The following is a 20,402-nucleotide window of genomic DNA, read 5'->3' as shown; positions in this document are numbered from 1 at the left end:
GGCAATGGAGAGAAGGCCAATAATCGAGATGAAGGGAATCGTCAAGGTTTATCCGGACGGCACGAAGGCCCTCAAAGGTGTTGATCTCACGGTTAATAAAGGCGAGATTTTGGGTCTCCTCGGTGAGAACGGTGCAGGAAAGACCACCCTCATGAAGATCCTCTTCGGGATGCTCCATCCCACATCGGGTAAAATTCTCATCAGGGGCGAAGAGGTTCGCTTTAAGAGCCCCTCCGATGCCATCGCCCACGGCATCGGTATGGTTCACCAGCACTTCACGCTCGTTGAAGTTTTTGATGCCCTTCACAACATAATACTCGGAATGGAGGGCCACGGGGCGTTTTCTAAGATAGACGTTGACAGGGCAAGGGAAAGGCTCCAGAAGCTCATGGACGACCTGAACTTCCAGGTGCCCCTCGAAATTCCCGTCGAGGACCTCCCCGTTGGTGTTCAGCAGAGGATAGAGATCCTCAAGATGCTCTACCGCGACGTCGATGTCCTCATCCTCGATGAGCCCACTGCGGTTCTCACGCCCATAGAGGTCGAGGAGCTCTTCCGCGTCCTGAGGCAGCTCAAGGCGGAGGGCAAGACCATCATCTTCATCAGCCACAAGCTCAACGAGGTCATGGACCTCACCGACCGCGTCACAGTCATCAGGAAGGGAGAGGTCATCGGAACGGTCAACACGAGCGAGGCAACGCCCCAGCTCCTTGCCAAGATGATGGTTGGCAGGGACGTTGTCCTGAAGATAGAGAAGCCGCCAAAGGAGCCCGGCGAGCCGATTCTCCGCGTTGAGAACCTCAAGGTTATGGGCGACCGTGGCGAGGTTGCCGTCAACGGCCTCTCGTTCGATGTCCGCGCCGGTGAGATATTTGGAATAGCGGGCGTCGAGGGCAACGGCCAGACTGAGCTGATTGAGGCAATTTCCGGTCTCCGGAAAGTGGAGAGCGGCAGGATATATCTTCAGGGCAAGGACATCACGGGCAAGGGGCCGAGGGAGCTCTACGACCTCGGAATGGCCCACGTGCCGGAGGACAGAACCCACATGGGGCTCATCCTGGACATGACTGTGACCGAAAACTCCGTCCTAGGCCTCCACTGGCATCCCAAGTTCCAGCGCTTCAAGGGCGTTATAAACTGGAGCAAGGCCAGAGAACACGCCAGGTCGCTCATAGAGCAGTTTGACATCTCCGCCCCGGGCACTGAGGCACCGGTTAAGTCCCTCAGCGGCGGAAACCAGCAGAAGCTCATCGTTGCAAGGGAGGTCAGCAAGGAGCCCATATTCATCATCGCGGCCCAGCCGACGCGCGGTGTCGATGTCGCCTCGACGGAGTACATTAGGAACTACCTCGTCAAGCTCAGAAACGAGGGGAAGGCCGTCCTTCTGGTCTCGGCCGATCTGGACGAGGTTCTTCAGCTCAGCGACAGGATGGGAATCATCTACGAGGGCGAGTTCATGGGCGTTGTGAAGCCCGAGGAAGTGAACACGGAAGAGATAGGAATGATGATGGGAGGTATCCGCTATGAAGAAATCAGGAAGTGAGTCCCTGAAGTCAATAAACCTCCGCCCCTTCGTTGAGAGCCTCATAGCCATACTCGTGGGTTTCATCATCGGTGCGATAGTCCTCCTGGCCTTCGGCTACAACCCGTGGTCCGCGTACTACTGGCTCTTCCAGGGCGCCCTTGGATCCACGTACGGAATAGCGTCCACGCTCAAGTACGCGACACCAATAATGCTCACGGCGCTCACGTTCGCAATCGGCACGAGGACCGGAATCTTCAACATCGGTGCCGAAAGCTCCTTCTACTTCGGCGCCATAGCCGCGGTGATATTCACCAACATCTGGGACAACATGTGGTTCGGCCTCGCCATGGGCATGCTCTTCGGCGCCCTCTGGGCCCTCCCAGCGGCGGTGCTCAAGGTCTACCGCGGCGTCCACGAGGTCATCTCGACAATCATGCTCAACTGGATTGGCTGGTTCTTCGTTCTCTGGCTCATAGTCGGCCCCTACGCCAACCCCAACGACCCCAACAAGACCATCAGGATACCCGTTGATGCGAGGCTTCCCATCATCGGCTACGGACTTTCGATAGCGATAATCATCGCGGTCATTGCCGCGCTGCTGACGTACTTCCTGCTCTGGCACACCACGATGGGATTCGGCATGCGCGCCAGCGGAATAAACCAGAAAGCCGCACGCTACGCCGGAATGAATCCAAAGATGGCGGTCATGTGGTCTTTCCTCATCGGTGGTCTCCTCAGCGGCCTCGGCGGTGCCATGAAGATCATGGGAGAGGGACCGGGCTACGCCATCAGCCAGGGCGGTGCGAACATCTACGGCTTCGGTTTCGACGGAATAGGCGTTGCCCTCGTCGGAAGGAACCACCCGCTGGGCATAATCCTGTCGGCAATATTCTTCGGAATGCTCCGCGCTGGAACCGCCCTGATGCAGGCTCAGGCCCACGTCCCGCTGGAGATCATCAAGGTCATCCAGGGAATCATCGTCATAACCGTCGCCATCCCGAGCCTGTACGACCTGGTTAAGAAAGCAATCCACAGGGGGGCTGCCTGATGGACGTTGGATCCGTGCTCTCCATCCTGATAACCTCCCTAATGGCCATGGTGCCCATAGTGCTCACGAGCGTTGGTGCCGCGTGGAGCGAGCGCGCCGGTGTGGTCAGCATCGGCTACGAGGGTGTCCTCCTGATGAGCGCCTTCTTCGGTGCGATATTCGCCGAACTGACCAGCAACGCGGTTGTGGGACTGCTTGGTGGCGTTTTCATTGGAATACTCCTGGGCATGCTGCACGGTGCCCTCACCGTCTACCTCAAGGGAGACCACGTTATCCCCGGTATAGGCATCAACCTGCTCGCCATGGGTGTCGTTCCCTTCGGCATCCTCGCCTACTGGGGAACCGCCGGCCAGCACCAGCTCCCGCACGATGCCCAGATGTGGCACTGGAGGACGCCCTACGGCGAGCTCAGCCCAATGGTTCCGGTGACCATCCTCATCGCGCTGGTCACCTGGTGGGTGCTCTTCAAGACCCCGCTCGGCCTCCGCGTGCGCTCCGTCGGTGAGAACCCTGAGGCGGCCGATGCATTGGGCATAAACGTCGAGAAGTACAGGTTCTGGTCAGCGGTTTACGGGCACGCCCTGGCCGGCCTCGGCGGCGCCTTCATGAGCGTTGACTGGCTCGGCCTCGTGCACAAGACCATGTCAGGAGGCAGGGGTTTCATAGCCCTCGCCAACATGGTCTTCAGCGGCTGGAACCCGCTCGTCTCCCTCATCGGCGGCTGGCTCTTCGGATTCTTTGACGCCCTCGCCGCCTGGCTCGCCCCGAAGCACATAATCCCCGGGCAGTTCATCCTGATGCTGCCCTACATAATGACCCTCATCATCGTGGCGGGCATCATAGGCAAGGCAAGGCCGCCGAAGTGGGACGGAAGGCCATACAAGAGGGAGTGACCATTTCTTTTCTCTGCTTTTTATCCACTCAGATGGCAAAATAGGTCTAATGGAAAAAGAAGAGCGAATCATTTCTTGAGTATGACCCCGAGGGCGACGCCAAGGACGATGCCGACAACCAGAGAGATTGCCACGTACCTCCCCACGTCGTCCCTCTGAACCGGTTCGGTTTTGGGCTTTTCTCCGCCCAGCGCCTTGAGAATGGCCGCGCTGTTCTCGATTAGAACCTCTGTGTAAGGCCTGTCGCTCCAGAAGACCGTTATCTCGGCGAGCGGCTTCCCGCTCTTGGCGGCGAGCTCCTTCGCCGCGTCCTTCATCTGGTCGGGGCTGTCGAGGGCGTAGACCACGAGGTCGGTTCCTTCGGCGGTTCCGAGGAGCTCGTCGATGCCTATGGCGGGAACTTCCTCCTCGGGCTTTATGGCGGCGATTGCCTTTATTCCAAGCCACTCGATGGCGTACTCGTCGGGCGGCATCTGGATGACGGCGGTTTTGTTGCCCTCAACCAGCGCCCTGTATGCCTCCACTATCGCCCCAACCCTGCTCTCGAAGTCCCTGTACCTCGCTCTGTAAAGCCCGGCCTCCGCGGGGTTGGTCCTCTCGAGCGCCTTCTCGGTAGCCCTCGCTATGGCCAGGGCGTTGGTCGGGTCCAGCCAGACGCCGTGGGGGTTGTCCTTGTCGTTGTACCAGTATTCGGGGAGATAGCGGAAGCCCTCGCGCTTGTAGTCGTCGAGGAAAAGTGCCTCCCCCGTTATCGTCCCCTCCTCCTTCAGCTCGGCTATCTTCTTCTCCACGGGCAGGTGGCCGCCGGTGGTTACTATCACGTCGGCTTTCCTCAGGAGTTCGATCTGGCTCGCGGTCAGCTGGTACTCGTGGGGATCCGCGCCGGGGGGAATTATGTAAACCACATCCACGGAGTCCCCGAAGGCGTCCTGAACTATTGAGGCAATCGGGGCTATGGTGGCCACTACCAGGAGTTTCTCTGGGGAGGCTCCGGCGAAGGGGATGAGCCCTGCGGCCGCAGTTAGTAAGATGAGTGTGATAATCAATCCTCTCGCCCTCATTTTCGGTCACCCGAACTCTTTTTCTGAAATCGATTTAAAAAGCCCTCGGAAGCTTTAAATATCCCCCGCCGAAATACCACCGGGTGTCGTGATGAGGCGACTGTGGGTTTTAATAATCCTTACGCTCTTCATCGGAGCGGCCGCGCCGCAGGCGACCGGCTACGATGTGACCGAACGGGTGAGCGTCGAGATAAGCCCCAACTCCGAGCTGCTGAGCGTCGTTTACTACCTCGCCTTTGGACGGGGCGACCCCTTCGTCATAGACCGCGGCGGCTACCTCGATGAGGTTGATTCGTACTTCGTCCCCTACAGGAACCACCGCGCGGTTCAGATGCTGCGGGAGCACCTTGAAAAGGCCGCTTCCATCTCGGAGAGGGATATGAGGCTGTTCTACATCGAGTACTACCTCCTCCTCTGCACGGAACCCCCAGAACTACAGCCCTGGGGGAACATCGACGACCCCTGGACCCTCGAATTCGTCGAGGCCCTCAGGGACTTCGCGAGGGAGAGCGACTTCACGACCTTTTACAGAACCCACCGGGATTACTACCTGGAGGATCTCGGGATATACGAGAACGCCCTCTCGCTCCTCCCGCCGGACGGGTTCATGGGGCGCTACACTGACGTTTCCAGCGTCCGCTTCGAGTTCCAGCACCCGTTCCTGGTGGCAATACACGGCCACAGCTTCAACCCCGTCAGGGACGGCGTCCAGGTGTACGGTGCCGGTGGAATGGTGCCGCTCGTGAGGCGCGACCCCCAGAGGACGGTCTGGAGCTACAGGACGGCGAGGGACACTATGTTCGGCCTGCCCCTCAACGGGGACTACGTGAACAACACCGGCCTCGACGAGCTTGTCTACCTGGGCTTCGTCTACCACGAGCTGGGCCACGACATCACCCTGCCGGGCCTCTACGCCAACTACGGCGACACCTATTCGCTGGCCTACCTGGAGGACACCATAGAGGAGGACATGCCCTACCTCGCCCGCTACGACATTCACTTCTGGGACAGGACGGGAATGATATACGAGGGCTTCGCCGACGGCTGGCTGGACTTCGCGCTCTCCAGCGTGGACCCCGACTACGCGGCCCTGGCGGTGTGGCTCCAGAGGGCCTGGGGCGAGTTCTGGATAGACGAGGTGCTCCAGCTCTACGGCAAGTACACCGCAATGAGCGTCCAGAACTCCGTTCCCCTTGACGACTACGTGGACGAGATGCTCGTTGACCTGAGGGAGATGGTTCCGCAGGAGGAGGCCAGGAAGCTCTACAGCGAGCGCGTGCCCGTAACCCCGCTGAGGGCCTTCGACAGGGGTGCGGTGGAAGGTAGGGTGGTGGTAGTTTACGGAACCCAGAACCCCGACCCCGCGGGTGTCGAGAGGGACAGGGAGACGGCCGAGGCCATAGCAGAGAATCTCAGGGTCTTTTACTCCCAGTGGAACGGGACGGTGGAGGTTTCGATCAAGGCGGACGTGAACGTCACCGACGGGGACATGGAATCGAACCTGGTGCTGGTCGGAGGACCCTACTCAAACTCGCTCGTCGATGAGCTGGACGATAACTTTCCGCTCCGCTTCGTGCCCGTGGGAGACGGCCACTGGGTCCTCGAGAAGAACCCTGACCGAGAGGTTTACTCCTACGTTCTAACGGAGAACGATGAAGACCCCGTTATCACGGGGGAGCTTGGGAACATCACAGGAACTGCCGTAATAATGGCCGTGAGGAACCCATACAACCCGGGGAACTACATCGTCTGGGTGGCGGGGGAGAACAGGAACCTGACGGCCCTCTTCCAGAACCCGACCTACTACCTGAGCAGCTACGAAATATGGAGTGAAAAGGGAATAGAGATGGGCTTCTACGTTCAGCCGCTGGCGTCTTCCTGAGGGGATTTCTCCCCTTCCTTTCCGTTTCCGTTGCTCTTGATGTGGGGTTTGCCGATGGCTATGGTGAAGCCCTTGAAGCTGTCGTCCTTCCTGTTGAACTCAATCGCCAGCGGAAGACCGTTGTCCTCGTTGAAGACGATCCTCACGATTCTCGCCCTGGAGTGGTCGTTGAGGTAGTCCTCCTTGAGACCGTCGTAGTTCTCGAGCACCTCGTCTATGCTCTCGCTGTGCATTTCATAGATTTCCCTGGCGTAAACACTGTGGTTTCTGATTTCCTGAACCCTCTTTTCCCGGTCCAAGCTATCACACCCTCAGGCTTTGCGCCAGGCTCCCTCGCGGAACTTAAAAACCTTCCTGCGCTCCGCCATTCTGAGGGCTTCCTCAAGCTTGCCCTTCGGGACTTCCATCCCGTGGAGCTCCCTGAACAGGTCGATGATTTCGTCGGTGGTTAGGGCTTCCTTCTCCTCAAAGAGGTTGCCAACGAGGTTTATCATGTCCTCAACGAAGTTCCACGGGAAGACTATCCACGCCCAATCGATCTCCTCGCCGTAGTAGTCGGGCTTAAAGCGCGAACCCCTGATGGTGAGGAGCGTGGCGACCCTTATCTCTGCCGGCCCCTTGCCCTCGATGTAGTTCTTGGCGAGCGTCAGGCTCTCACCGGTGTCGCTGATGTCGTCGACGATGAGAACCTTCTTGCCGCTCAGGTCGTAGCTGGTGCCGTACTTGAGCTTTGCCTTCCCGTCCGGAGTTGCTGTGACGCCCCAGTGTTCGACTTTGAGGCTGACCAGGTCCTTGATGCCGAGGTAGTCGCAGTAGAGCCTCGCTGCAACCCAGCCTCCTCTGGCGAGCCCGACCACGACATCGGGCTTCCAGCCGTCTTCGAGAATCTTCCAGGCACCTTCCTTTGCCCATCTTTCTATGTCGTCCCAAGAAGCGAGATAAGCTGGAAACTTCTTCATTGGATTTCCCTTAATTGAGCGGAGGGAAGGGTGTATTTAAGTGTTTTGCTCCCTGGCCTTGATTGGGAGATGATAAAAAAGGTCGAAATCAGACCTTAACTCTCTTCCAAACCGTTCCCTGCGGGGTGTCCTCGAGCTGAATACCCATCTCCCTGAGCTCGGCCCTTATCTTGTCCGCCAGGGCGAAGTTCTTCTCCTTCCTGAGCTGGGCGCGGACGTCAATGAGGAGCTGAATAAGGGCCTCCTCCTCGCCGGCCCTCTGCTCCCTGAAGTAGTCCTCGAAGATGCCGAAGACCTCGCTGACCATCCTGAAGAACTCCAGCGCCTTGCGGAGGATGCTCTCCTTCGGCTTCTCAACCACGGTGAGGTACCTGTTGACCGCGTTGCTCGCCTCGAACACGGCCTTTAACGCTTCGGCGGTGTTGAAGTCGTCGTCCATCGCCTCGTGGAACTTCTCCCTTGCGTTTCTTATCGCCTCGTAGGCCTCGAACTCTTCCGGACCCCATTTGAATGCTATATCGGCCCTCTCCATGGCCACACGGATGTTCTCGAGGGTGTTGTAGAGCCTCTCGAGGTTGTTCTTGGCGTGCTCCATACCTTCCTCAGTGTAGTCAAGCGGCGAGCGGTAGTGCCTCTGGAGGATGAAGAGCCTTATAACCTCTGGGTTGTAGCGCTCCAGCATTTCTCTGATAGTCACGAAGTTGCCGAGGCTCTTGCTCATCTTTTCCCCGTTCACCATCAGGAAGCCGGTGTGGAGCCAGTAGTGAACCCATTCGTGTCCTGTGCAGGCTTCGGTCTGGGCTATCTCGTTCTCGTGGTGAGGGAATATCAGGTCGTTGCCACCGCCGTGGATGTCGAAGCTCTCGCCGAGGTACTTGGTGCTCATCGTGGAGCACTCTATGTGCCAGCCCGGTCTTCCCTCGCCCCAGGGGCTTTCCCATTTGGGCTCCCCCGGCTTGGCCTTCTTCCAGAGGGCGAAGTCTTCCGGGTTCTTCTTGCCCTCACCGGGCTCAACGCGAGCGCCCTTCCTGAGCTCCTCGAGCTTTATTCCGCTGAGCTTTCCGTAGTCCTTAAACCTCTGAACCTCAAAGTAAACGCCGTCGCTTCCCTCGTAGGCGTAGCCCTTCTCCTGGAGCTTCCTCACGAACTCTATAATGTCGTCCATGTGCTCGGTGACGCGCGGATAGACATCTGCGGGCTTGACCTTCAGGGCCTCCATGTCCTCAAGGAAGAGGCGGAGGAACCTCTCGGCGAGCTCCTTGGGGTCTTCACCGGTTTCATTCGCCCTGCGGATGATTTTATCGTCGATGTCGGTGAAGTTCATAACCATGAGAACGCTGTAGCCGCGGTGCTCAAGGTATCTCCGGATAACGTCGAAGGCCACGTAGGTTCTGGCGTGGCCGAGGTGAGTATAATCGTAAACCGTTGGCCCACAGACGTACATCCTGACCTCCCCGTCTCTCAAAGGCCTGAACTCTTCCTTCTGCTTCGTCAGGGTGTTGTACACTCTTATGGCCATCTTCTCACCACCGGGGGAACTTTGTAAAGCCCTTTTATTAGGTTATCGCCTTCATTATGGCCAGATTTGTGTACGCGGCCCGCTCTTTTTTGAAAGTCTGGGAGTGTGTGTGCAGGGCCGCCGGCAAAAGCTTAAAAAGCAACCCTCTCAATCCGGGGTAGAGCAGGAGAAAGGAGGTTACGATGATGAAGGTTCAGAAGGGAGACGTCATAAGGCTTCACTACACCGGAAAGGTCAAGGAGACCGGCGAGGTCTTTGACACCACCTACGAGGAGGTTGCCAAGGAAGCCGGAATCTACAACGAGAACGGTATCTACGGCCCGGTTCCGATAGCCGTCGGCGCCGGTCACGTCCTCGGCGGCCTCGACGAGCAGCTCGAGGGCCTCGAGGTCGGGAAGAAGTACGAGATAATCGTCCCGCCCGAGAAGGGCTTTGGAAAGCGCGACCCCAAGCTCATAAAGACCTTCACCCTCGGCCAGTTCAGGAGGCAGGGCATCTACCCGTTCCCGGGAATGCCCATTGAGATCGAGACCGAGGGCGGCAGGAAGCTCAAGGGCCGCGTCCTCACCGTCAGCGGCGGCCGTGTCAGGGTTGATTTCAACCACCCCTACGCAGGCAAGCACCTCATCTACGAGGTCGAGGTCGTCGAGAAGATAGATGATCCGATAGAGAAGGTCAAAGCCCTGATGGAGCTCCGCATGCCGAGAGTGGATACCGAGAAGGTCATCATCGAGGTCGGCGAGAAGGACGTTACCGTGGACTTCAGCAACGCCGGACTTGACAAGAACACCCTTGTCCTCGGAGAGATACTCCTCGAGAGCGACCTCAAGTTCATCGGCTACGAGGAGGTCAACTTCAAGCCTGGTGTTGACGAGCTCCTCAAGCCGCCAGAGGAGACCTCAGAGGAGGAAACTGAGGTCGTAGAGCTCGAGGAAGAGGTCAGCGAGCCCCTCGTTGAGAAGACCGAGGAGAGCGAGACCAAGGTCGAGGAAAAGGAGAAGGAAGAGGTAAAGGAAGCCGAGGAGCCCGCCAGTGAAAAGGCCGAAGAGGCTCCTGCTGAGGAAGCCGAGACGGCCGAGAAGAAGGAAGAGACCGAGAAGAAGACCAGAAAGAAGACCACCAGGAAGAGCACCTCCAGAAAGAGCACCAAGGGCAGGAAGACCAGGAGAACGACGACCAAGAAGACCACCAGCAAGAAGAAGACTAAGGCGGCCGAGGAGAAGAAGGGCGAGTCCAAGGAGGAGTGAAAAGCTTTTATTCTCCTCCCCCAACTTTTCTCCATGAAATTCAGACGCAACCCGTACGTTCTCTATGCACTCTCCCTACCATTTATCATCGCGGTCCGCTACAGCGGCGGCGGGCTCTTCCTCTGGGCGGGCTACAACGTCCTGTTTTACTTTGTCCTTCCCCTGGTCCTAGCGTATGCCCTCGGTTTCGAGCGGAGGGAGCTGGGGGTTCAGGCGGGCAGGCTTTCCGAGTATCGGTGGGCCCTCTTCCTTTTCATTGCCACCATTCCGCTGAGCCTCTACGGCACGACGATTCCATCGATGAAGGAGTACTATCCGATATTCGAATACTCGGGACCGCTTGATTTCATCGTCAAGGAGCTGGCCGTTGGGGCCATAATGTTCGCCCACGAGGCGTTTTACAGGGGAATAATACTCTTCCCCCTCGCAAAGAGGAACGAGTGGCTCGGGATTCTGGCGCAGGACGTTCCCTACGCCCTCGTCCACATTGGAAAGCCTGGCATAGAGGTTCCCTATTCGTTCGTGGCGGGGATAGTCTTCGCCAAGCTCGACCTTCGGGCCGGGAGCTTCCTTCCCAGCTTTCTCCTCCACTGGCTCGGTTCGGTGCTCTTCGACGTCCTGTGTGTCCTCCTGTAGGCCGGAGGGCGAAACTGCTATTAGGGATGGACCCCAAGAGACCTTATGCTCGGCGCCGAAGTGTACCTGAAGGGCCGGTACTGGGAGGTTGACCTCCTGCGCGGTATCGGAATAACGATGATGGTGGTCTCAAACTTCGTCACGGACCTCTGGCTCTTCCTGGGCTATGCCGAACACCGTACATTCTGGTTCTCCTTCGCGGTTGCCACCGCCTCGATATTCGTCTTCACATCGGGGCTCTCATTCTGGATAAGCTATTCCCGAACGGTAAAGAGAAACCCCCGACCGTACAGGAAGTATTTCCGGCGCTTTCTCAAGCTCTTCGGCCTCGGTATGCTCATAACCCTCGTCACCTTCCTTCTCCCGGGCGAAATGACGATTCACTTTGGAATCCTCCACTTCCTCGGCGTGGCCACCTTGCTGGCGGTTCCTTTCTATCGCTTTGGTAGGAAGAACGTCTTTTGGGTCTTCTTTTTCCTCTTTGGCCATCTCCTGGTGAACGGCCTCCACGACGGCCTCTGGCTCCTTCCCCTGGGCATCACGCCCGAGAACTACTTCGCCCCTGATTACTTCCCGATTTTTCCATGGTTTGGAGTGTACCTCATGGGAATGGTCGCGGGGAGCGTTTTCTATCCCGGAGGAACAAGAAAAATGCATCTTTCCCTGCCGCAGAGCCCCGTGGTCCACTTTATAACCTTCGCGGGCAGGCACACGCTGGTTATTTCCCCCCTCCCCCAGCCGGTGCTCGTGGGGCTACTGAGGCTCGTCCACGGCCCACTGCCAGGGATTCCCCTGTAACCGCAATCTTTAAAAAGTTCATTCCAACCCCAAATCGTATGGATGTGGAAATTAGAGCGTCTCTAATCGATGACAATCTTGAAGAGTGCATAAAGAAGGCCGCACTGGAGGCCCTCGTGGACGAGGCGACGAGGGACGAGAGCGACTTCGTGGGAAAGCTCTTCTCACCGGGATTGAATTATAGGCTCAGGGAATGTGCCAGGCCGAAGGCGGAGGTCGAGTTCTCCCTCGGTAGGTGGGTCGTGGTGAAGGGCCGGGCCGATTACCTCGGCTTCGTTGAGGGCCTGCTCTGCCTCCTCGCGTGGATTGACGGGAGGTTCAGAGACGCGCAGGAGATAGCCAACATCACAGGTGTAAAGCTCTCCGGCAGAGTCAGAGGAGGAAGGCTCGTTCACGAGTTCGGTACTGGAGACGGGACGGCCTTTGAGGTCAAGGACGGTGTTCTCGTTGCGGTTGGGGACGGCGACAGAAGGGAGATCCCGGCCAGCGAGGTACGGGGGGAAATAGAGGACTTCCTCCTCGGACCGTTCCCGTGGAATATGCGGGAGCTGTGGGAGAGATACTCCCCACCAGGACTGGAGCGGGGGTTCCTGCGCAATACAGCCCCGGTCAGGCTTCTCCTCAAGGTGGTCGGCTATGAAAGTAAACTGGAAGTTTGGGATTGACAGGGGGACACTCCTTTATAATCTTAAGGAACTCCTGGAGAGTGGAGACATTGAATATTACCGCTCATCGATTTTGCAGGATAGGGATTACCTCCTGATTAGCAGAGAAGTCCCACTCTTCTCGGCAGACTGCGGTATTCTCAGGGCCATTGAGGAGCTGGCGGCGTTTAATTTCTCCATACTTGGAATCAGGGGACCCGTCAAGCCGGTCGAACTCCGGACGGGGCGCGTTGATGATTCACCCTACCTCCGCGCCCTCACAGGAGGAAACCTCGAGCCGTTTTTCGACGAGCATCCCGTGCTTGGCCTTGGATCTTACGACCCCTTCATAGACCTCCACCTCGTCCCAGACGGCGAGAGAATCCACGTCCTCTCGCTGGAATGGTACGGCCCGCACCAGTGGGTGTACGATGAGGTTCCGGTTGATGAGTGGCTCGACGGCACGGTTAGATTCATCGCGATGTCAGTCAGGGACATGGAGGCGATGATGGAAACCCTCCTCCGCTTCGGCTACTCAAACTACCCCCGAACCCTCGGCAGGGCCAAAGCTCTACTGCGCCTCCTGCTCGACGCTTATCCCCTCGACGTCGACGCCTTACCTCCCGCTTACGCCCCGTGGGAGGTGGAAGAAATCTCCCGGCTCACCTCCATGCTTCTGACCAGGGACAACGTTGATGGCGCGCTGGAGGTAATCTCGACCCTCAGGAATCCAAACCACTTCCTCACGGCGGTCCTTGAGATAGGCTCCGAAGTGCCATTCAATGTGGTGGAGGAATTTTACCGCCGTCTTCCAGACGAATACCGGGAGAAGGCAATGGCCCATCTGGTTTACAGGATTACCTGGGGAGGACTCTACGACAGCGGACTGGAACTGGCCAGGGAGCTAGGGAGCTATGAAGCGTATCACTCCGCCGCCGTGGCACTCATCAACTCGGGACTGCACGAGGCCGCGCTAAAGATGGCCGAGAATATCGAAAACCGGTGGCGCAGGGGTGAGGTTCTCCTCAAAATCTATTTCGAGCGGCCGGAGCTGGCCGAGGAAATAAAGGAGAAGGCGCCGGAGCACGTGAGGGTCTTCATCGAGGAGAGGGGGAAAGAATAGCCTTAACCCTCTCCACCACCTCCCGCGCATCCCTTCCAAAGATTAGGGTCATCGGCTCCTTGCCCCAGTCGCCGAGGTGGTAGATCAAATCGGGCCTTCTTCCCGCCCTCTTCACGGCGGTCTCGATACCCCATTCCATAGTTCCCCTCTCGGCTCTCTTTACATCCTCCGGCTCCTCCCGTCTGTCGTAGAACGAAACGACGAGGCCGAGTTCCTCCGCCTTCTCTATCAGCTCCTCCGAGTAGCGGAGGTTCAGAACCGCCTTAAGCTCTGGATAGAAGTCGCGCATCTTGAGGAGGGCTCTCTTCAGGTGGTCGCTGGCGTTGAGCTCAACGGGGCCGACGGGCTTTACGGTCTTCCCGTAGCGGACGATTCTGCCCTTGACGGCAAAGACTTCTCCAAAGGGCGTCGCGAGGGCGAAGTTCGTTCCCACCTCGGGAACGTGCGGGTTGAGCCTCTCTCCAAAGGCCACCAGCTCTTTAACCGCTTTTTCAAGCTCTCCCCTGGCCCTCCAGCGATAAGAGTTTCTCTCCAGCACCCAGAGGGGGTTTACGGCCCTGGATTCCGCCTTCGAAAACCTGATGGAGTTTTCAACGAAGCGCTTCGCCATCTCGACGGCTTTCGGAAGCTCAAACCCCTTGGCCAAAAACGTTGCCAGGGCGGAGGAGAAGGCACAACCGGTTCCGTGGGTGAAGCCCTCGGCCTTTTCTCCCGGAAACTCGTAGAGCTTCCCTCTCCAGTAGAGGACGTCGGTAAAGTTTAGGTGTCCCCCCGTTACGACCGCGCCCTCGGCGCCAAGGTTCTCCACGAGAACCTTTGCGGCTTTTCCCATATCTTCAGCCGAGCGGATTTCGATGCCGGTCAGCGCTTCGGCCTCGTGGACGTTTGGCGTGACTATCGAGCCGGGAATGAGAGCTTTGAGCACTTTGACGTCGTCAATGAGCTTTCTTCCGGTGCTTGAGGCAATCACGGGGTCGAAAACCCGGGTTAGGCCTTCAGTCTCTTCCCTCACGACCCGGGCAACCTCACCGCTCCCGAGCATCCCGATTTTGACCGCTTTAACCTCAAAGCCGTCCTTAACGGCCCGTATCCCCTCCCTCACGACTTCGGGCGGAAGGGTGTGGTAGCCCCCCACCTCCGAGGGGTTCTGGTAGGTCACCGCCGTCAGAACCGGGAGCGGATGCTCGCCCAGAGCGGAGACCGTCTCGATGTCGGCCTTTAAACCGGCCCCGCCACCCGTGTCGAGGCCCGCTACAATCAGGACGGCCATTCCATCACCCCAGCTTCTCAAGGATTTCGAGGGCCGCTTTCCTCCCGCTCAGGAACATTCCGCCGAATATCGGCCCCATCCTCGGCGCTCCTGCCAGCGCGTTTGCCGCCATGCCGGTGACGTAGAGTCCAGGAAAGACCTCCCTCGTGTGCTTCACCGTCAGCTCCTCACCCTTCTCCGCCCACATCGGACCCTCGCCCGGAACCTGGAGGAGGCCGCGCCTCACAAGGTGTTGGCTCACCTGCGCCCCGTGGCCGGTCGAGTCAACCACGAACCTGGCCTCAACTGTGAGCGGGTCAACGTGAAGGCCCGTCATCATGACCGGCGTCCAGTTAATAACGATCCCAGCGACGCGGTTGTCCTTGAGAACCAAATCCTCCACCTCAATCATGTTGAAGAACCTCACGCCGGCATTTACGGCTCTGCTCGCTATCGTCGTTGCCGTCTCGATTGCGTCAGCGACGTAGAGGCCGTTTTTAAAGGGCCTGTAATCTATCCCGAACTCGTCGAGGATTTCTCTCGCCTCCTCCTGAACGACGACTTTATTGAACCCCATCGCACCGCCCCAGATTCCGCCCCCGATTGAGAGCTTCTTCTCGAAGATTGCCACTTTCGCACCGTTCTTGACCAAGTAGTAGCCGGCAACCATTCCGGAGGGGCCGGCACCTACTATGGCGACATCGAGGCTCAGGCTTTCGAGAAGCTCGGCAGTGTAAGCCTCTATTATCGCCCTGCTTATCTCAATCTCCCTTAGCATCTCCACCACCCAAAACCTTTTAAGTCCCGCTCAAAACTAAGTTTTGGAATTTAAAAACTTTGTTATAAACGGGTTTTAAAACCGGGTGATGGGAATGACCCAGCTTGAGGAGGCCAAACGCGGGATAATCACGGAGGAGATGAAGTTCATCGCCGAGGGGGAGGGAATAGAGCCTGAAAAGCTCAGGAGAAGCGTGGCCAAGGGCCACACCGTCATCTTCCGCAACGTCCGCCACGACTGGGTTAAGCCCGTCGCGGTCGGCGACGTCGTCCGTGTTAAGGTCAACGCCAACATTGGAACATCCCGCGACATCGTTGACGTCAAAGCGGAGATAGAGAAGGCGAAGGTTGCCGTCAAATACGGTGCCGACACGATAATGGACCTCTCAACTGGTGGCGACCTCGATTCGATAAGGAAGGCCATCATGCACGCCGTTGACGTGCCCATCGGAACCGTTCCAATATACCAGGCTGCAGAGGAGATGCTGGCTAAGGGAAAGGCCATCATCGAGATGGGCGAGGACGACATGTGGAAAGCCGTCGAGAAGCACTTCAGGGACGGCGTTGACTATACTACCATTCACGTTGGAGTGACCAAGGAAGTCGTCGAGAAAATGAAGCGCGTTAAGCGCGTCGTCGGCATGGTCTCGCGCGGAGGAACCTTCCTCGCGGCGTGGATACTCCACTGGGGCGAGGAGAACCCGTTCTACAGAGACTACGACTACCTCCTTGAGCTCGCCGGGGAGTATGACGTCGTCCTAAGCCTCGGCGACGGGCTGAGGCCCGGCGGACTGCCCGATGCCGGCGACGAACTGCAGATAGCCGAGCTTTACACCCTCGGAAGGCTCGTTAGGAGAGCCAGAGAGGCAGGGGGTCAGACCATGGGCGAAGGGCCCGGCCACGTTCCGATAGATCAGATAGCAGCCCAGGTGAAGCTGGCCAAGATCGCCACGGATAACGCTCCTTTCTATGTGTTGGGTCCGATAGTTACCGACGTCTTCCCAGGCTACGACCACATCACGGCGGCCATAGGCGGAGCAATAGCCGCTCTAAACGGGGCTGACTTCCTCTGCTACGTCACCCCAGCGGAGCACCTCGGCCTCCCAACCCCCGAGCACGTGAGGGAGGGGGTTATAGCTGCCAGGATAGCCGCTCACGCAGTCAATCTAACGCGCTTCGAGGCCGATTTTAAGAAGGATTACCTCATGAGCCTGGCAAGGGGAAGACTGAATTGGGCGAAGCAGTTCGAACTGAGCCAGGACAAGGACAGGTTCATCGAGATAAGGAAAGAAAGGCCGACTAAAACAGAGGCCTGCTCCATGTGCGGTGACCTCTGCGCGATAAAGCTCATCAACGACATGCTGAGGAAGGGGTGAGAGCTTGAGGCTCATCTATTCCGGCAAGACGAAGGACGTCTACGAGGACGGCCCGTATCTGGTCTTTTACTTCAAGGACTCCCTGCTGGGCGAAGACGGCAGAGAGGACACGGGTGGCAACGAGGTGATAGGCGAGAGACCTGGCAAGGGGAGTGCAGTTCTCAAGCAGACGGAGTTCTTCTTCCGCCTCCTTGAGAGAAACGGCGTAAAGACCCACTTCGTCGAGCGGATTGACGAGAGGAGGGCGCGCTTTCTGAAGGCAGAGAGGATTCCGCTGGAGACTATATACCGCCTCAAGGCTTACGGAAGCTTCCTCAGGAGATACAGCGGATGGGTGGAGTCCCTCCAAGAGCTGGGAATAGTTGAGTTCACCCTCAAGGACGACTCGCTCGGCGACCCTCTCATAACCGAAGAAGCAATATTACGGCTCGGTATAGCGAGCGAAGGCGAGCTGGAGGAGATGAAGGAGGTAACAAAACGGGTCGCCGAAATCCTGGCGGGGTTCTTCTCCGCAAAGGGGCTTGAGCTGATAGACTTCAAGCTGGAGTTTGGCAGGCTGAATGGGGAGCTCCTGGTGATAGACGAGCTCAGCGGCGACACGATGCGCGTTATGAAAGGTGGAAGGCTTTTGAGCCAGGAAGAGCTCCTGGAGGTGGTAGAATGATAATCTCCACCATAGCTTCCCATTCCTCCCTTCAGATACTCCTGGGGGCAAAGAAAGAGGGCTTCAGAACGAGGCTCTACGTCAAACCGAATAGAAAGGCCTTCTACTCCTCCATCCCGCTCGTCGATGAAATCGTCGTAACGGAAAACATGAGGGAAGTACTCGGTGATGACGGCATCGTCGTACCCCACGGCTCTTTCGTGGCATACCTCGGCATAGAGGCCATCGAGAAAGCAGAGACTAAGTTCTTCGGCAACAGGCGTTTCCTCAAGTGGGAAACCAGCTTTGAGCTCCAGGATAGGGCCCTTGAAAAGGCCGGCATTCCGGCGGTTGAAGTCATCGAGCCCGAAGAGGCCAAGCCAGACGAGCTTTACTTTGTCCGCCTTGAGGGACCGAGGGGCGGAAGTGGGCACTTCTTGGCTTACGGTTATGAACTGGAGGAGAAGATCAAAGGCCTGGGCGAACCCTACAGGATTGAACGCTTCACAGACGGCGTTTACCTCTACGTCCACTTCTTCTATTCGCCGATTTTAAACCGTCTGGAGCTCTTTGGCGTTGATGAGCGCCTGGTCATCGCGGACGCAAACAAGAGGCGGCCCTTCAGGACCCTTCCCTACACCATAGCGGGAAACAAGGCCGTAGCGCTGAGGGAGTCGCTCCTGCCCGAGCTGTACAGCTACGGCTTGGCATTCGTCGAGGCCATGGAGGAGCTTGAACCTCCCGGCATCATAGGTCCCTTCGCCCTCCACTTCGCCTACGATGGTGAATTCCGCTGCATAGGCTTCGCCTCGCGCATAGACGGCGGTAGCAATGCCGGACACTGGTACCCGGCCCTCTACTGGGAGAGGCCGATGTTTATGGGCGAGAGGATAGCGCGCGAGATTAAGCTCGCCCTCGATGAAGACCGGCTTGAGGAGGTGGTAACATGACCTACACGGGCAGAACCCTCGGGGTCGGACTGATGAACGGCAGGCCCTTCGCCTTCTACCTCCTCTGCTCCCGCTCCTTCCCAAGGAGGAGGGCAATCGTGAGGGAAAACGCCGTCTACATCGAGAACCTCACGGAGACCGACAACCCCTACGTCAGCTACCCGGTCATGAGGCTCCTCAGCGAATACGCCGTCGTCACGAACGGCCTCCAGACGGACTTCATTGCCCAGGCCCTCGAATGGGAAAGCCCGAAAAAGGCCCTAATCCACGTTCTTGATGCCCTCGACTACGAGAGAGACTCCTACAGCACGCCGAGGATAGCGGGCATCGTGGGGAGAAACGGCAGAGGGTGGCTCGGCTTCGCTGGAAGGGACGAGTTCTGGGTAAAAGAACTAACTCTGAGGGAAGGGAAGGCCTTCGTCACAGCGACGTACAATCTTGGCTTCGCGGAGATAGAGTTCCCACAGTTCACTACCGCCCAGGAGCTTGCGTACAAAGTTATGGAGCTCCCATTTGGAAACAAGGTGCTCGCAATAGGAATACTGAGAAAAGAAAACGGTTGGGGACTGGCCGTCAGCCCCTGACCGAAAAGACTTTTTCTAACTCTTCTTCAAGCGGCTCTGCCCTGGTGGCGAGGCTCACGAGCACCATAACCACGGCAGACACCAGCGCCCCGCTGACGTAGATGTACTCCCAGTACTGGAAGGACACGACACCGGTTATTCCGAGCACCGCGGTCAGGGAACCTGCTGCCATACCCGCCAAAGCGCCCTCCTTCGTGGCCCGTCTCCAGTAAATGCCGAGCACGAGGGGTATGAAGACGCCCGAGGTGTACACATCGTAAGAGTATATCAGCAGCTCCACGATTCCCTGGATGGTGAGCGCCGCCGCCAGGGACAGCAGGCCGATGGCGACGGTGGTTATCACCGAAAGGTTCAGCAGCTTCTTTTCATCGGCGTTGGGATTGATGAAGCTGGCGTAGAGGTCCCTCACCACGTGGGATGTTGCCGCGGATAGGAGGGAATCGGCGGTGCTCATCACCGCGGCCAGAACGGCCGCCACGAATATTGCTCCCACACCACTCCCGAAGACCGTGATGACCAGCGCGGGCACGGCGGTCTTCGGTGAGTTTATTATTGACTCCGGGTTGCCTGAGATGGCTATGGCGAGCATTCCCGCAAGCGCCGGCAGGAACGAGAGTGCCATGAGCAGAGCGCCGGCGTATATCGCGCCTCTCCTTGCCGTCTTCTCGTCCTTCGCTGCGAACAGCCTCTGATAAAAGTCCTGGCCAATGAGGGTGTACATCACCGTGGCCAGGAGCGTCAGGGCCAGGAGAGATGCTCCCAGCGAGGTGAGGCTGAAGTAGCTTGAGGCCGGCTGGGGAAGGCCCTGGATGCCCTCCAGTGCACCCCTCAGACCGTTTATTCCCCCCACCTTTATGAGGCCGAGAACCACGGCCACGAAGATTCCAACGCTTCCAATGATTACCTGAACGAAATCCGTAAGCGCCACCGCCCACAGTCCTGAAAAGGCAGTGTAGACTATGAAGACCAGCGTCGCAAGCACCGCCCCAGCCGTGCTGGGCAGTCCAATCGCCTCGAAGATCGCAGAGGCTGCCCAGACCTGCGCTCCCAGTATTCCGACGAGCGCCAGGAGCGACAGCAGGGCGGCGAGTAAACGGATGGTCTTGCTCCTATAGCGCATCTCCAGAACGTCCGGCACGGTGTAAAGTGCCAGCGCGCGCATGGGCCTCGCAAGGGTCAGACCGAGAACCAGAAGCCCCAGGCCGCAGGCGAAGCCGTACCAAATTCCACCTAACCCATACGTTGCTCCCCAGCTAGCTCCGCCCAGGATGAAAGCCACCACCATAGTGAGTGGCTGCAAGGGTTCCTACGCTGAGTCCCAGTCCCAGCCTCCTTCCGGCAAGCAGGAAGTCGGCCGAGGTTTTGATATACTTCCGCGCGTACGCTGATATCGCTAGCATCGCTCCCATGTAGATCGCTATTGTCGTCCATATCGCGTCCATTTTTGACACCTCAATGCGACAGTCAAGAAAGACCGCGGCTCAATAT

21 protein-coding genes are annotated in these 20,402 nt (G+C 58.0%); 13 read left to right on the top strand and 8 right to left on the bottom strand.

The window, feature by feature from the left end; all coding sequences use genetic code 11:
• The first annotated feature begins 4 nt into the window (after positions 1–4).
• From GQS_RS02035 to GQS_RS02025, 3 genes are read left to right on the top strand one after another with little or no spacing between them, the layout of a single operon-like run.
• A complete protein-coding gene (locus GQS_RS02035; RefSeq protein WP_014012003.1) occupies positions 5–1,543 on the top strand; it encodes an ABC transporter ATP-binding protein in 1,539 nt (512 codons plus the stop codon).
• A complete protein-coding gene (locus GQS_RS02030) occupies positions 1,524–2,573 on the top strand; it encodes an ABC transporter permease (protein ID WP_014012002.1) in 1,050 nt (349 codons plus the stop codon). The genes GQS_RS02035 and GQS_RS02030 overlap by 20 nt, the downstream gene beginning before the upstream one ends.
• Complete coding sequence (locus GQS_RS02025; protein WP_014012001.1) at positions 2,573–3,466, top strand: ABC transporter permease; 894 nt, start codon at positions 2,573–2,575, stop codon at positions 3,464–3,466. Before GQS_RS02030 ends, GQS_RS02025 begins: the two co-directional genes overlap by 1 nt.
• Before the next feature lie 68 nt (positions 3,467–3,534).
• On the opposite strand, the gene GQS_RS02020 is transcribed toward GQS_RS02025, so the two are convergent.
• Positions 3,535–4,527 carry a metal ABC transporter solute-binding protein, Zn/Mn family gene (locus GQS_RS02020; RefSeq protein WP_014012000.1) on the bottom strand — a complete coding sequence of 331 codons (993 nt, stop codon included), beginning with the start codon at positions 4,525–4,527 and terminating at the stop codon, positions 3,535–3,537.
• Positions 4,528–4,618: 91 nt separating this feature from the next.
• On the opposite strand from GQS_RS02020, the gene GQS_RS02015 reads away from it, so the two are divergent.
• Positions 4,619–6,409, top strand: a complete 1,791-nt coding sequence (locus GQS_RS02015) for a DUF4932 domain-containing protein (RefSeq protein WP_014011999.1) — start codon at positions 4,619–4,621, stop codon at positions 6,407–6,409.
• On the opposite strand, the gene GQS_RS02010 is transcribed toward GQS_RS02015, so the two are convergent.
• The 3 genes from GQS_RS02010 to cysS form a co-directional block, all read right to left on the bottom strand.
• Positions 6,388–6,708 carry a hypothetical protein gene (locus tag GQS_RS02010; RefSeq protein ID WP_014011998.1) on the bottom strand — a complete coding sequence of 107 codons (321 nt, stop codon included), beginning with the start codon at positions 6,706–6,708 and terminating at the stop codon, positions 6,388–6,390. The two genes, GQS_RS02015 and GQS_RS02010, sit on opposite strands and share 22 nt — an antisense overlap.
• A gap of 12 nt (positions 6,709–6,720) precedes the next feature.
• Complete coding sequence (locus GQS_RS02005; protein WP_014011997.1) at positions 6,721–7,368, bottom strand: phosphoribosyltransferase; 648 nt, start codon at positions 7,366–7,368, stop codon at positions 6,721–6,723.
• Between the two features lie 88 nt (positions 7,369–7,456).
• Positions 7,457–8,887: a cysteine--tRNA ligase gene (gene cysS, locus GQS_RS02000; RefSeq protein WP_014011996.1), complete on the bottom strand. Its 1,431-nt coding sequence runs from the start codon at positions 8,885–8,887 to the stop codon at positions 7,457–7,459.
• A gap of 182 nt (positions 8,888–9,069) precedes the next feature.
• Between cysS and GQS_RS01995 the strand changes: the two genes are divergently transcribed.
• Genes GQS_RS01995 through GQS_RS01975 form a run of 5 tightly spaced genes read left to right on the top strand, consistent with a single transcriptional unit; the run spans position 9,070 to position 13,335 of the window.
• A complete protein-coding gene (locus tag GQS_RS01995) occupies positions 9,070–10,134 on the top strand; it encodes a peptidylprolyl isomerase (RefSeq protein WP_014011995.1) in 1,065 nt (354 codons plus the stop codon).
• A gap of 33 nt (positions 10,135–10,167) precedes the next feature.
• The gene (mrtA, locus tag GQS_RS01990) at positions 10,168–10,770 is read left to right on the top strand and encodes a CPBP family archaeomyxosortase MrtA (RefSeq protein ID WP_014011994.1); all 603 of its coding nucleotides are present in this window, start codon (positions 10,168–10,170) and stop codon (positions 10,768–10,770) included.
• 45 nt (positions 10,771–10,815) lie between these two features.
• Positions 10,816–11,568, top strand: a complete 753-nt coding sequence (locus tag GQS_RS01985; protein ID WP_014011993.1) for a heparan-alpha-glucosaminide N-acetyltransferase — start codon at positions 10,816–10,818, stop codon at positions 11,566–11,568.
• A 38-nt stretch (positions 11,569–11,606) separates the two neighbouring features.
• A complete protein-coding gene (locus GQS_RS01980) occupies positions 11,607–12,233 on the top strand; it encodes a hypothetical protein (protein ID WP_148236352.1) in 627 nt (208 codons plus the stop codon).
• On the top strand, positions 12,205–13,335 hold the full coding sequence (locus GQS_RS01975) for a hypothetical protein (RefSeq protein WP_014011991.1): 1,131 nt from the start codon (positions 12,205–12,207) through the stop codon (positions 13,333–13,335). The genes GQS_RS01980 and GQS_RS01975 overlap by 29 nt, the downstream gene beginning before the upstream one ends.
• Here GQS_RS01975 and GQS_RS01970 read toward each other — a convergent pair.
• Both GQS_RS01970 and GQS_RS01965 read right to left on the bottom strand, forming a co-directional pair.
• Positions 13,310–14,605 carry a PfkB family carbohydrate kinase gene (locus tag GQS_RS01970; protein WP_014011990.1) on the bottom strand — a complete coding sequence of 432 codons (1,296 nt, stop codon included), beginning with the start codon at positions 14,603–14,605 and terminating at the stop codon, positions 13,310–13,312. The two genes, GQS_RS01975 and GQS_RS01970, sit on opposite strands and share 26 nt — an antisense overlap.
• 4 nt (positions 14,606–14,609) lie before the next feature.
• On the bottom strand, positions 14,610–15,362 hold the full coding sequence (locus GQS_RS01965) for a sulfide-dependent adenosine diphosphate thiazole synthase (protein ID WP_014011989.1): 753 nt from the start codon (positions 15,360–15,362) through the stop codon (positions 14,610–14,612).
• Between the two features lie 94 nt (positions 15,363–15,456).
• Here GQS_RS01965 and thiC point away from each other — a divergent pair, with 94 nt between their 5' ends.
• From thiC to GQS_RS01945, 4 genes are read left to right on the top strand one after another with little or no spacing between them, the layout of a single operon-like run.
• Positions 15,457–16,737, top strand: coding sequence for a phosphomethylpyrimidine synthase ThiC (gene thiC, locus GQS_RS01960; protein WP_014011988.1), 1,281 nt, complete (start codon positions 15,457–15,459; stop codon positions 16,735–16,737).
• A gap of 4 nt (positions 16,738–16,741) precedes the next feature.
• Positions 16,742–17,401 (top strand): phosphoribosylaminoimidazolesuccinocarboxamide synthase, encoded by a 660-nt coding sequence (locus GQS_RS01955; protein ID WP_014011987.1) that lies wholly within the window; start codon positions 16,742–16,744, stop codon positions 17,399–17,401.
• Complete coding sequence (locus GQS_RS01950) at positions 17,398–18,330, top strand: formate--phosphoribosylaminoimidazolecarboxamide ligase (protein WP_014011986.1); 933 nt, start codon at positions 17,398–17,400, stop codon at positions 18,328–18,330. Before GQS_RS01955 ends, GQS_RS01950 begins: the two co-directional genes overlap by 4 nt.
• Positions 18,327–18,914, top strand: a complete 588-nt coding sequence (locus GQS_RS01945; protein ID WP_014011985.1) for an IMP cyclohydrolase — start codon at positions 18,327–18,329, stop codon at positions 18,912–18,914. Before GQS_RS01950 ends, GQS_RS01945 begins: the two co-directional genes overlap by 4 nt.
• On the opposite strand, the gene GQS_RS01940 is transcribed toward GQS_RS01945, so the two are convergent.
• Together GQS_RS01940 and GQS_RS01935 are read right to left on the bottom strand one after the other, a co-directional pair.
• Positions 18,904–20,199 (bottom strand): sodium:solute symporter, encoded by a 1,296-nt coding sequence (locus GQS_RS01940; protein WP_083818274.1) that lies wholly within the window; start codon positions 20,197–20,199, stop codon positions 18,904–18,906. The two genes, GQS_RS01945 and GQS_RS01940, sit on opposite strands and share 11 nt — an antisense overlap.
• Entirely contained in the window at positions 20,168–20,356 is a 189-nt protein-coding gene (locus GQS_RS01935; protein ID WP_014011983.1) for a hypothetical protein, read from the bottom strand. Before GQS_RS01935 ends, GQS_RS01940 begins: the two co-directional genes overlap by 32 nt.
• Positions 20,357–20,402: the final 46 nt, after the last annotated feature.

The sequence above is a fragment of the Thermococcus sp. 4557 genome (assembly GCF_000221185.1).
GTDB lineage: Archaea > Methanobacteriota_B > Thermococci > Thermococcales > Thermococcaceae > Thermococcus.
The sequence above is the reverse complement of the archived record's forward strand: the minus strand, read 5'-3'. Positions and strand labels throughout refer to the sequence as shown.